Source organism: Amycolatopsis sp. GA6-003, assembly GCF_046267895.1.
Classification (GTDB): Bacteria; Actinomycetota; Actinomycetes; order Mycobacteriales; family Pseudonocardiaceae; genus Amycolatopsis.
Genome location: NZ_CP176499.1, coordinates 4806421 through 4818977 on the forward strand (window position 1 = coordinate 4806421; position 12557 = coordinate 4818977).

Annotated in this window: 9 protein-coding genes; 5 read left to right on the top strand and 4 right to left on the bottom strand. The window is 67.8% G+C overall.

The genetic code is table 11. From position 1 onward, the window contains the following. Window positions 1–69: 69 nt before the first annotated feature. Entirely contained in the window at window positions 70–750 is a 681-nt protein-coding gene (locus F9C12_RS21485) for a MerR family transcriptional regulator (RefSeq protein ID WP_409461627.1), read from the top strand. Between the two features lie 9 nt (window positions 751–759). On the opposite strand, the gene F9C12_RS21490 is transcribed toward F9C12_RS21485, so the two are convergent. Next, window positions 760–1881: a 5-methyltetrahydropteroyltriglutamate--homocysteine S-methyltransferase gene (locus tag F9C12_RS21490; RefSeq protein ID WP_409461628.1), complete on the bottom strand. Its 1122-nt coding sequence runs from the start codon at window positions 1879–1881 to the stop codon at window positions 760–762. Between the two features lie 73 nt (window positions 1882–1954). Here F9C12_RS21490 and F9C12_RS21495 point away from each other — a divergent pair, with 73 nt between their 5' ends. Beyond that, the gene (locus tag F9C12_RS21495) at window positions 1955–3295 is read left to right on the top strand and encodes a nucleobase:cation symporter-2 family protein (RefSeq protein WP_409461629.1); all 1341 of its coding nucleotides are present in this window, start codon (window positions 1955–1957) and stop codon (window positions 3293–3295) included. A gap of 214 nt (window positions 3296–3509) precedes the next feature. On the opposite strand, the gene F9C12_RS21500 is transcribed toward F9C12_RS21495, so the two are convergent. Further along, window positions 3510–5444 (bottom strand): APC family permease, encoded by a 1935-nt coding sequence (locus F9C12_RS21500; RefSeq protein WP_409461630.1) that lies wholly within the window; start codon window positions 5442–5444, stop codon window positions 3510–3512. Between the two features lie 48 nt (window positions 5445–5492). Beyond that, window positions 5493–6023, bottom strand: a complete 531-nt coding sequence (locus F9C12_RS21505) for a hypothetical protein (RefSeq protein WP_409461631.1) — start codon at window positions 6021–6023, stop codon at window positions 5493–5495. A gap of 148 nt (window positions 6024–6171) precedes the next feature. On the opposite strand from F9C12_RS21505, the gene F9C12_RS21510 reads away from it, so the two are divergent. Together F9C12_RS21510 and F9C12_RS21515 are read left to right on the top strand one after the other, a co-directional pair. After that, window positions 6172–7137, top strand: coding sequence for a rhomboid-like protein (locus F9C12_RS21510; RefSeq protein ID WP_409461632.1), 966 nt, complete (start codon window positions 6172–6174; stop codon window positions 7135–7137). Between the two features lie 117 nt (window positions 7138–7254). Beyond that, window positions 7255–9957: an EAL domain-containing protein gene (locus F9C12_RS21515; protein ID WP_409461633.1), complete on the top strand. Its 2703-nt coding sequence runs from the start codon at window positions 7255–7257 to the stop codon at window positions 9955–9957. Here F9C12_RS21515 and F9C12_RS21520 read toward each other — a convergent pair. Further along, the gene (locus F9C12_RS21520) at window positions 9951–10751 is read right to left on the bottom strand and encodes an arylamine N-acetyltransferase family protein (protein ID WP_409461634.1); all 801 of its coding nucleotides are present in this window, start codon (window positions 10749–10751) and stop codon (window positions 9951–9953) included. The two genes, F9C12_RS21515 and F9C12_RS21520, sit on opposite strands and share 7 nt — an antisense overlap. Window positions 10752–10908: 157 nt before the next feature. On the opposite strand from F9C12_RS21520, the gene F9C12_RS21525 reads away from it, so the two are divergent. Then, window positions 10909–11742 (top strand): serine protease, encoded by an 834-nt coding sequence (locus F9C12_RS21525; protein WP_409461635.1) that lies wholly within the window; start codon window positions 10909–10911, stop codon window positions 11740–11742. Window positions 11743–12557: the final 815 nt, after the last annotated feature.

Below are 12557 nucleotides of genomic sequence, written 5' to 3' on the forward strand. Positions count from 1 at the left end.
AACTCTCCGTTGGCACTTTGCTGCGAATCACCTGGTTGAATGGCGGGAAACCCTCAAACCGGAGGTGACATGCGGCCGAAACACCTCGCCCGCGAGCACGGCTTGTCGACCCAGGCCGTCCGCAACTACGAGGAGGACGGCATCCTCCCGCCCGCCGAACGCGGACCGCAGGGCTACCGGACGTACACCGAACACCACGCGCAAGCGTTGCGCGCCTTCCTCGCCCTGCGCCCCGGCTTCGGTCACGCCCGCGCGGCAGCGATCCTCCGCGCGGTCAACGAGCGTTCGGAAGACACCGCGTTCCAGCTGATCGACGAGGGCCACGCCGAACTGCTGCGCGACCGCCACACGCTCACCGAAGTCGAGCACGCGCTGCGAAACCTGAGCCAGGAACCGGACGTACGCCAGACCGTGCCGTCGATCGGCGCGCTCGCGCACCAGCTGTCCGTGCATCCCGCCACGCTGCGCAAATGGGAGGCCGCCGGGATCGTCCACCCGGAACGAGACCGAGCCGGAAACCGCCGCTACCCACCGGCCGCGGTGCGCGACGCCCGCCTCGCACATCAACTGCGCCGCGGCGGCTACCCGCTCGCCCGGATCGCCGCGGTGCTGGAGCAGGTCCGGCACGCGGGCGGGGTCGGGCCGTTGGAAGAAGCCTTGCGTACCTGGCGTTCCCGGCTCACTGCGCGGGCGCACGCGATGCTGGACGGGGCTGCCCAGCTGTCGCGCTACCTCACCGAACGTCCGTGAAGGAGTCCTTCACGAGCGGCCCCAGACCCGCTCCGCCGTCGAAACGATCAGCTCCAGCTTCCGCAGCTGCTCACTGGCGGTCAGGTCGTTTCCCTCCTCAGTGGACGAAAACCCGCATTGCGGCGACAAGCACAGCTGGTCCACGTCCACGTACCGCGACGCTTCTTCGATCCGCCGCACCAGCGCGTCCGGGTCTTCCAGCTCCGGCCGTTTGGTGGTGACGAGCCCGAGCACGACCCGCTTTCCCTTCGGCACGAACCGCAGCGGCTCGAAGCCGCCGGAGCGTTCGTCGTCGTACTCCAGGAAGAAACCGTCCACCGCCAGGTCGCCGAACAACGCCTCGGCGACGAACTCGTAGCTCCCGGAAGCCACCCACGACGAGCGGAAATTGCCGCGACACAGGTGCGTCGTCACGGTCAGGTCGGCCGGCTTTCCGGCGAGCGCGGCGTTGATCGTCGAAATGTTGCGCAGGTGCATGGTGTCCGGGTCGCTGCCCATGCGGGCGACGAGTTCGCGCTGCTTCGGGTCGTTGAGATACGCCAGGCTCGTGTCGTCCAGCTGCAGATACGTGCAGCCCAGGCCACTCATCGCCCGCAGTTGCTCCGCGTACGCCGCGCTGAGGTCGGTGAAGAACTCGTCCAGCTCCGGGTACACGGTCTCGCTCACCGCCGCCCGGCCGCCGCGGTAATAGACCATGCTCGGCGACGGGATGGTCAGCTTCGGGGTGATGCCCGGGTCGGTGTGCGCCTTCAGGAACTCGAAGTGGTCGGCGAAGATCGGCTTGTCCAGCCGCACCTTGCCGTCGACCTGCAGGCCCGGCGGGCTGAACTCGAGGTCGCCTGCCAGATTGTGGAATTTCACGTGCAGCCGCTCGTCGCTGCGCGAGACGCCGCCGAGCTGGTAGATGAAGTCCATGTGCCAGGAGGCCCGGCGGAACTCTCCGTCGGTCGCGGAGCGCAGACCGGCCGCCTTCTGCATCTTCACGACGTCGCGGATCGCGTCGTCCTCGACGGCTCGCAGTTGTTCGGCGGAGATCTCCCCCGCCGCGTGGTCGCGCCGCGCTTCGCGCAGCACCGGCGGCCGCAGCAGGCTCCCGACATGATCGGCACGGAACGGAGGTCGTGCAGTCATGCTGGCATGGTCACACACAAACCGGCGGTATGTGCAGCGATAATCCGGCGGGACCACACAGAAGGAGCCGCTCATGACCCACGCCGCGCACCCGGTCGACCGGGGGCTTCCCGCCGGACGGCTGCTCCTGCTCGGACTGCAGCACATGGCGATCATGTACACCGGCTGCATCGCCGTGCCGCTGGTCATCGGCAGCGCGCTGCACCTGGACAACGCGTCGATCGCGCTGCTGGTGAACGCCGACCTCTTCGTCGCCGGACTGGCCACTGTGGTCCAGTCGGTCGGCATCGGACGCTTGTTCGGCGTCCGCTTGCCGGTGGTCGCGGGCGCGACGTTCACCGTGGTCAACCCGATGATCCTGATCGCCGCGCAGTACGGCCTCACCGCGGTGTACGGCGCGATGATCGCCTCGGGCGTCTTCGGCTTGCTGATCGCCCGGCCGTTCGCCGCGCTGATCCGGTTCTTCCCGCCGCTGGTCTCCGGGAGCTTGCTGCTGGTCATCGGCATCTCCCTGCTCGGCCCCGGCACGGCGATGATCGGCGGCCACGACACCGGCGACCCGTCCTACGGCGATCCGGCGAACCTCGGACTGGCCTTCGGCGTGATCGCACTGGTCGTCCTGTTCACCCGTGTCCTGCGCGGCTTCCTGGGCCAGATCGGCCCGCTGGTCGCCCTCATCGCCGGGGTGTTGATCGCGATTCCCCTGGGCCGCACGCACTTCTCCGGCGTCACCGACGCGAGCTGGTTCGGCCTGGCCTCGCCATTCCACTTCGGAGCACCGACGTTCCCGGTCGCCGCGGTCGTGTCGATGTGCGTGGTAATGCTGGTGTCGTTCACCGAAACCACCGCGGACCTGATCGCGGTCGGCGAGATCACCGGCCGCCCGGTCACCCCCGCGGACCTCTCCCGCGGCCTGGCGACCGACGGTTTGTCAGCCATCTTCGGCGGCTTCATGAACTCCTTCCCGGACACCGCGTTCGCACAGAATGTCGGCCTGGTGCAAATGACCGGCGTACGCAGCCGCTGGGTGGTCGCGACGACCGGCGGCATGCTGATCGTGATGGGCCTGGTGCCGAAGATCGGCGCGTTCATCGCCGCGATCCCAGAACCAGTCGTAGGCGGCGTCGCGGTAGTGATGTTCGCGATGGTCGCGGTGGTCGGCGTGCAGACACTCAAGAAGGTCGAGTTTTCCGGCAACCACAACGGTTTCGTGGCCTCCGTGGCGATCGGCGTCGGTTTGCTGCCCGCCTTCGGCCTAGACCGCTTCGGCAACTCGGTGTTCTTCCAACACTTCCCAGCCTGGCTGCGAACAATCTGCGGCAGCCCAATCACCGTCGCAGCAATACTGGCCTTCGCACTAAACCTGCTCTTCAACCACCTAGGCCAAAAACACAAGAAAGACCTACTGCCGTAACAGCACACAAAACCGCAACCGCTGCACCCAAACAGCGAGGCACCCAGCCCCTCCCCCACACCCCGATACGAAGCCTCCCTGCGGGCGGTGGGTGCTTGTCAAGGCATCTTTCCCGCCTTGACAAGCACCCACCGCCCGTCAGCACAATTGGGCTTCGGGGTGCCCCACGCAACCCATCAACAGCAATGTCGCCGCCAGGCGACGAGCCGACCCCTCACCCCACATGCACCAACGGCCTCCGCTGCGGATCCGGCTCCGCCCTCCGCAACACCTCCCGGGTAACCGGAGGCACATCCCCATCCCCAAAAAACAAATACCGAACCAAAAACTTGAACGGATTCCCCTCCGTCCAAGCAAAGTAAATATGCGGCTGCACCCCAGTCTCGTCCCGAACATGCAACAACACCGCAGCAATAGCGTTGGCAATAGACGGACTCTTCATCCGCAAAATCCGATACCCAGCCCGCTTCTCCCCATGCACCCGCAAGGTAGTCTCAAAATCCGAAGCATCCGAGATAGTCACCTCGAGAAAGAACAACGCACTGTCCCGAGGAATATGGTTGTCCTCCCGAGCCTCCCGCTCCTTCTCCCGATACTCCGCCTCGTCCCGGGCATCCGGCTCATTGGCAATGATCCGAACCGCCCCGGACCGCACCGCCTTGTCCAAGATCCGCTGCGCAGCCGCGTCGAACTCAACCTTCTCAACCCGCAACTCCAACGACCGAGTAGCCCGAGAGACCAACGAGGTAACCACAATCGTCCCAATAAAGAACGCAGCGATCTTCACCCCCTCCGGCCGCTCCACGATATTGGCGATCGTCGTATACAAAAACACCAGCGTAATAACGAGATAACCCCAAAACGCCCGCTGCTTGAACCGCCGAGCAGACAACGCGACCGCAACGGACGCGGACGAGATCAACACCAACACCCCAGTCGCGTACGCCCCGCCCTGCGCCTCGACATCAGCGTCAAAAATCAACGTGATCACGAACGCGATCACCGAAACCACGATCACCAAAGGCCGAGTAGCCCGAGCCCAATCCGGAGCCATCCCATACCGCGGCAGATACCGAGGAACGATATTCAGCAACCCCGCCATCGCCGACGCCCCGGCAAACCACAGAATCGCGATAGTGCTGACATCGTAAACCGTGCCAAACCCATCACCGAGATAACTATGCGCCAGGTACGCGAGCGCCCGCCCGTTAGCCTTCCCTCCAGCCTGAAACTCCTGCTGCGGAATCAACACCGCAGTAGCGAAGCTGGACGTAATCAAAAACGCGCTCATGATCAACGCCGCGGTAAGCAGCAACCGCCGCGTATTCCGAACCCGCCCGACCGGATCCGCCTCAGTGTCCCCGCTGTCCCCGCGAACCAGCGGCATCACCGAAACCCCGGTCTCGAACCCGGATAACCCCAGCGCGAGCTTGGGAAACACCACCAGCGCCACCCCGACCATCAACCACGGATTGGGATGCTCGCTGATCAGCAAATTCTGCCAGTCCACAATCAACTGCGGCGCCCCGAACACGTGCGCCAACGCGGTAACCACCACCACGACGTTCAACGCGAGATAAACCCCGACGAGAACTACCGCGACCCCGATCGCCTCAGCGAACCCCTTGAGAAACACCGCCCCCAGCAACGCGATGAGCACCAACGTGATCCAGACCTGCCCACCATGCAGCGCAGCCGGAACAAACGGATTCTCGATCACGTGCGCAGTCGCATCCGCCGCGGACAGCGTGACCGTGATGACGAAGTCCGTAGCGGCAAAGCCAAGCAACGCAAGCACCAACAGCTTGCCGCCCCACCGGGACAGCAGCTTCTCCAGCATCGCGATCGACCCCTGGCCATGCGGACTCTCCCGCGCGACCCGGCGATAGATCGGCAGCGCACCCGCGAGCGTGAGCACCACCAGCACCACAGTGGCCAGCGGCGACAGCACTCCGGCCGCGAGCGCGGCAATCCCCGGCTGGTAGCCGAGCGTGGAGAAGTAGTCAACGCCGGTGAGGCACATGACCTTCCACCACGGCTGTTCGGCCTTTTTGGTCTCCCGCTTGCCACCGGTCATCTGCTGGGCGCGCTTGTGCTCGCCTTCGAGGAGCCAGGAGCGCAGCTTTGTATTCGGCACGCGGCCGATCATGCCGGGTTCCGCGGTATCGCGCGGACCAAGCTCAGCGCGCGCTCAGGGTCACAGGCAAATGAGGTTCAGCACGCACGGCGGCTCATGGCTGCTCGGCGTCGACGGGTGGCTCGAACTCGGCGGACTCGACGAGCTGGACGACGGCTGCGTCGGCCCGGTCGGGCTGGTGGTCTCCGGCCGTTCGCTGGACGACGGATGTGCCGGCGCGGAATCGGCCGGATGGTCCGGGGTGCTGTGCTCGCCGAACGGATTGACGTTCGCCTTGGTCGAAGGCACGTCCCCGACGCCGGCAGTGCCCTCTTCGGTCTCCTCGCCGGTGGGCGTGGGCGGGTTGGTCTCATCGACGCCGCCGGCGCCGCCAGTGCGGTCCGGCATTTCGATCACGCGCATCTCGGTGATCCGGGCGGCCCCGTCGTTCGCCGTGGTCCCGTACGAGACGAGCATCGCCGCCGCACCACAGCCGACGATCACCGCGAGCATCACCGACACCATGCGCCACCGGGACCGGGACGGCGGCGGAATCCGTCGCTCGTGTCCTTCGCGCACCAGCAGCTCGGCGACCGAAACCTCGTCGTTCACCAGCGAGACCTTTCACCAGGAGTGGCCTATTCCTACCGGATGAGGCCACTGAACGGGTGACAAAGAGGGAAACCTTCTACCCAGAGTGCTCACTCTAGCGGGTGTGAATCACAGCGCATTCACAGCTGCTCTTGGCCAAAATCCCAGCATGCCCAGCCACCCTGGACGCATGTCGCTGCGCGAGCCGGACCCGGCACCCCGCCCGGCACGCAGTGCTGCCACCACGGGAACTCCCCGGAAGTGGCGCTCTTTGCCGTGGCCGCGCAGGCAGGCTCCGGCCGAACCGGGCCCCGGCCCGGCGGCAGCGTCCGCCGAGGTCCTCGAACCAGCCGCGACCCGTGCGGGCGAAACCCATTCGGCCGACGTCCTCGGCTCCCCGGCGACCACCGCCCTGCTGACGAAGAACGCCCCGCTCGACCTCGTCCAGCCCGCTCCCCAGCCCGCGTTCCTGGCCGCCGTCCCCGCCAGCTGGCGACCGAAGCGCGCCTGGCTCAGCTTCGTCCCCAGCCCGCGGTCCACGCCGTTCACCTTCGGCTACCTCGTCCTCCTCCTCGGCACCTCGCTGCTCATCCGGTTCGGCAGCCCCAAGCTCACCGGCAAACTCCTCGCGGTGTCCAGCACGGACGCGCACAACATGGCGCGCCATCCGCTCACCGCACTCCTGACCAGCGCGTTCTGGATCGCCGACGGCGGCTGGCTGCCGTACGCGGTGATCTTCGCGATCGCCGTCGCGCCGTTCGAGCGGCGGTTCGGCGGGTTCCGGACGGCTCTGGTCTTCTTCAGCGGGCACGTGCTCGCCACGATCGCCACCGAACTGCCGGTCATGGCCTTGATCCACACCGACGTCCTGCCGCGTTCCGCGGGCCGCTGGCTCGACATCGGGGTCAGCTACGGCTTCCTCACCACCGCCGGCGTGCTCGTCGCGCTGCTGCGCGGACGGGCCCGGATCGCCGGGATCGCCGCCCTTGAGCTATTCGTTATCGGCGTCTACGTGACCGACGATCCGGCCACTCTGGCCTCCGTCGTGACCGTCCTCGGCCATGCCTGCGCGGCCCACTTCGGCCTGCTCGTATGGGGTCCACGACTGCGCAGCGTGCCCCGCGTCGCCCGATAGCACCCCCCGTCGGCGTCCAGACGAGTGATGCAAGCGGCTCCCCGTGCGGATATACACAGGCTTCACTCGGTGGTGTAATCGACGGGCCATACGCCGACAAGGGGGATCGGAAGCACCATGGAGGCTGACGCCCTGGCCGGTGAACCGGGTGGAATCACCCGGCGCGCCCAGCTCGCGGGCCTGCGGCCGGACGCCGGCGCGGGGGTCCTGTTCTCCCTGCACGCCTCCGAACCGGCGACCCTCACGTGGCTGCCCGGCCTCGACGCGGTGCTCGGCCTCCCCGGCGCGACCGGCAAGGAGCTGTGCGACCGGCTCACCGAGCTGCTCCGCCCGCTCACCGCGAACCTCCGCCGCACCCCGCCCGGCCGCGATTTCGAACTCGAACAACCGCAAGACGGCCCCGACGGGACCCCGCGCCGCATCCGGTTGCACGCGCGGACCGTCGGCGAACGGGACCACACGACCGGTCTGCTCGGCGTCGCCTCGGCGGTCGCGGAAACCGCGCCGGAGAAGTCCGAACTCGCGGAGCTGTCCGACCGCTACCAGCTGCTGATGGAGCAGAGCCCGGACGCGATCTGCGTGCATTCGGGCGGCGTCGTCACCTACGCCAACCAGGCCGCGCTCGACCTGTTCGCGGCGCGGGCGGCGCACGAAGTCGTGAGCCGCGAGTTCGCGGACTTCGTGGCCGCCGAATCCGCGCAGCTGCTGGAAGATCCCAGCGCGGAACCGCGCGAAGCAGTGCTGAGACGGTTGGACGGGAGCAAATTCGTGGCGGAAACCGTTTCGGTGCGCACCAGCGACTCGAACCCGCCGTCGTTCCAAGTGGTGATCCGCGACAGCACCGTCAAACACGCCGCCGCGGCCGCCGTCCGCGCACAGGAAGCGCTGGTCACGCACGTCAGCGACGCCATCGTCACGATCACCGCCGACGGCATCGTCACCGGCTGGAACCCGGCCGCGGAGACCGTCTACGGCTGGCCCTCCGCCGAGGCGCTCGGCAGGCGGGTGCACGAGGTGCTCGGCATCGACCCGGACCCGGCCGCCATCCGCGACGGCGTCGTCGAGCAAACCCACCGCGGCCGGGACGGCTCGCCGCGCCAGGTCCGGGTGTCCGCGACCGAAACCGTCGACGGATTCCTGCTGGTCTGCACCGACGAAACCGCACGTCGGCGCGTCGAACACCACTACGCGACGGTCGTCGCCGCGCTGGACGAGGGCGTGCTGGTGATCGGCCCGACCGGGTTGATCCAGTCGGCGAACCCGTCGGCCTGCCGCATTCTCGGCGTCCCGGAGGCGGAGCTGCTCGGCGTGCCGTGCACGACGCTCGTGCTGTTCGACGAGGACGGCAACCGGATCCCGGACGACGAACTGCCGTCGATGCACACGCGCCGCACTGGGATCACGCACAACGGCCTGGTCGTGCGCCTGCGCCGTCCCGACGGCCGCGACGTGTGGGTGTCGCTGACCTCGCGGCTGCTCGACCCGGACGACCCGAAGGGCGTCACGGTGGTCACGTCCTTCACCGACATCACCGAACGGCGCGCGATCAGCGCCCGGCTGGCCCACGAGGCCACCCACGACCCGCTGACCCGGCTCGCCAACCGCACCCTGGTCCTGGACCGGCTCGACCGCCGCGACGGCGCGGCGCCGGCCGCCGTGCTGTTCCTCGACCTGGACAAATTCAAGCTGATCAACGATTCCCTCGGCCATCCGGTCGGCGACCAGGTCCTGCGCATCGCCGGCGAACGCCTTCGCCGAGCCACCGGCCCCGACGACGTCGTCGGCAGGCTGGGCGGCGACGAGTTCGTGGTGGTCACGTCCGCGACGACCGGCAAGGCGCAGGTCGGGGTGTTCGCCGCGCACCTGCGATCCGTTCTCGCGGAGCCGGTTTCCGTGCACGGCCGGCAGCTGCATCTCGACGCGAGCATGGGCATCGTCCTCGTCGAACCGGACGACCGCCGCAGCGCCGAGGATCTGCTGCGCGACGCGGATGTCGCGATGTACCAAGCGAAAGCCCGCGGCCGCGGCCGGTTCGAATTCTTCGACGTCGCCCTGCGCGAGCGCATGCAGCGCCGGCTGCGCATGGAACAGGACCTTCGCGACGCTGTCCACAGTGGACAGCTATGGCCCGCCTACCAGCCGGTGGTCGACCTGCGCACCGGCGAAATGGTCGGCGTCGAGGCGCTGCTGCGCTGGACCCACCCGAAACACGGCGCGATCTCGCCCGCGGAGTTCATCCCGCTGGCCGAGGAAAGCGAACTGATCAACGTGCTGGGCAAGTACGTCCTGCGCGACACGACCCGCGAGCTGGCCGCCCTGCGCACCGGCCGCGGCCTCGATCTGAGTTTGAAGGTCAACCTCTCGGTGCGCCAGCTGGACGACCCCAACCTGGTGCCCGCGGTCCGCGACGCACTGGCCACCACCGGCCTGCCGCCCGGCTCGCTGACGCTGGAAGTCACCGAAAGCGCGCTGATGCGGGACACGTCGGCGGCCGCGGAAGTGTTGTCCGCCTTGCGTTCTCTCGGTGTCCTGCTGGCGATCGACGATTTCGGCACGGGTTATTCGTCGCTGGCCCAGCTGCGCCGGCTGACGCTGGACACCCTCAAGATCGACCGCTCGTTCATCACCGGAATCGCCGATTCCCGCGACGCCGCGATCGTCACGAGCATCATCGCGATGGCGCACGCGGTGGATCTGACGGTGGTCGCGGAAGGTGTTGAGACGGCGGAGGAACTGGCGCTGCTGCGGGAGCTGGGCTGCGACCAAGCACAGGGCTATCACCTGGGACGGCCGCTGGCTGCGGCGGAGCTGTTTCAGTAGGTCTCGAGCAGCGCCGCCAGTTCGTCCTCGGCGAGGAAGACGTCGAGGTCCTCCAGTGTCTTGCCGAGATCGACCGGTTCGATCGTGCGCTTCTCGACCGTGCCGTCCGGGTGCTTCTCCTGGTATTCGCGGCCGAGCAGCCGGCGAAGCCGTCCGGGCGCGAGCCGCATCACCACGATCCGCCCGGTGAACGGCGACTTCGGGTGGGTGGACGTGTAGTGGTGGAACACCCGGTAGTCGAGCGGCCGGCTGCGCACCAGGGGAAGCACCTCGTGCAGGTCCTCCCAGCCGTCACCGTCCTGCCGCTGCAGCACCCACCAGCCGTCTCGCAGGGACATCCGGTGCGGCCACCCGGCTTGGTCGACTACCGCCCCGTCGATCAACGGCAGCGGCACGAGAATTCCGTCGCCGAACCCGACGTCGACGACAAACTGTTGCCCCTCAACGGTAATCAGCAGCGTCATGTGCGTGTACGGCCCGTCTTTATGCGGCTGCACGCGGGCGACGGTGCGCTGTACTTCGTACCCCAATTGCTCGGCGACAGCCGCGAACAACCCGGCCTGCTCGTAGCAGTACCCGCCCCGACGCCGTCCGACGATCTTCTCGCTCACGACGTCCAGATCGATCCCGCGATGCCGGCCGATCACCACGTCGACGTTCTCGAACGGAATCGCCTCGACGTGCGCCCGCGCCAGCCGCTCCAACGCCGCTATGGACGGTTTCTCCCGGCGCTGTCCCACGCGCGCGAGATAGGCGTCGACGTCCACTGCCTCGATGTTCCATTCCGCAGCCATGCCGGACAGTCTGCAACCTCCAGCTAGCTCTAGGTCAACAGTCACCCAGGGTCACAACGGTTGTGACTGGCACCACTCTCTGGTGTGATGTACCGGCGATGCCTACCAGTCAGTAGCACACGTCCGAGTGAGTGCTGGCCTTTTCGAAGGGAGCCCGATGAAGACCCCTCGACCACTGGCCCGGGCCAGTGCGGCGACGGCACTGGCGACCGCCGCCGCACTGCTGCCCGCGACGGCGTGGGCCGCGACCCCGACCTGGGCCCCCGCGGACACCGCCGCCGTGCACCCCGGGGTGCAGACGCACACCAACGGGGCGCAATGCACCTCGAACTTCGTGTACAGCAACGGAACCGACGTTTTTCTCGGACAGGCCGCGCACTGCTCCGGCACCGGCGGTTCGACCGAAACAAACGGTTGCTCGGCCGGTTCGCTCCCGCTCGGCACCCCGGTCGAGATCGCCGGAGCGAGCAAGCCCGGAACGCTCGTCTACAACTCGTGGCTGACCATGCAATCCCGCCACGAGGCGGACGCGAACACCTGCCAGTACAACGATCTCGCGCTCGTGAAGATCGATCCCTCGGACGTGGCAAAGGTGAACCCGAGCCTCCCGTTCTGGGGCGGCCCGACCGGCGTCAACACCACCGGAACGAAGCAACTGGCCACCGTGCTCAGCTATGGCAACTCCGAACTCCGCGGCGGAATCACCCAGCTGTCCCCCAAACAGGGCACCAGCCTGGGCGACGCCGGCAACGGCTGGAGCCACACGGTCTTCACGGTAACCCCCGGCATCCCCGGCGACTCCGGAAGCGGTTTCCTCGACCGCGACGGCAACGCCCTCGGGGTGCTGAGCACACTGAACCTGCTGCCACAGCCCGGCACGAACGGCGTCGGCGACCTGTCGCGGGAGCTGGAGTACGCGAACGCTCACGGCGGGTTGGGGACTGTGCAGCTTGTGCCGGGGACGACCAAGTTCCGCGGCCCGTTGATCTGACGGCGAATCACGGTGTTGCCCGTGCCCGGCACGATTCAGTTCCGTGCCGGGCACGGTCTCTGTGCCTCCCGCTTCTGCCGTCGGCGGGCTCACGCGGCGGGCCGAGGGCGTGCTTGCGCCGGAGATGACTAGCTCGGCGAGCCGGTGAAGCCACGCCCGCGAGAACCTGCCACGCGCACCACGGCGGCAACTCCGCCCAGGGCGCGCCCACCCGCTCAAGCCACAACCACGAGCGCACGCGGCAACCAACCCACCCCGGCCCGACCAAACTCGGCAACGCACCGGAGCCGCCGCGGGCACCAGTGACGAGCGGGCCATGGCGCAATCCAAACTGGGCACGCCCACCCCGGCGAACCACTGACACCACGCCCACCCGCAGCAAGCCAGCCACAGTCGCCAGCTCGTGCAGCCTCGCCGAAGCCGCACCCACGACGAACCGCGCCGGGGCGGGAACCCGTACCGGACACGACCATCCCGGCGAACCGCTGACCCCACGCCCACCGGCACCCGGCACCCGGCACCCGGCACCCGGCAAGCCAACCACCGTTACCAGTTCGTGCAGCCTCGCCGAAGCCGCACCCACGGCGGACCGCGCCGGGTCCGAACCCCTACCGGACACGACCACCCCGGCGGAACGCTGGCACCACTCCCGCAAACACCCGCAGCACGCCAGCCACCGTTGCCAGCTCGTACAGGCTCGCCGAAGCCGCACCCACGACGAACCGCGCCGGGTCCGAACCCGTACCGGGCGTGATCAACCGGCAACTCGCTGAGCCCTCGGCAGATGAGCCCGCTTCCGACCGGGCACGACCAAA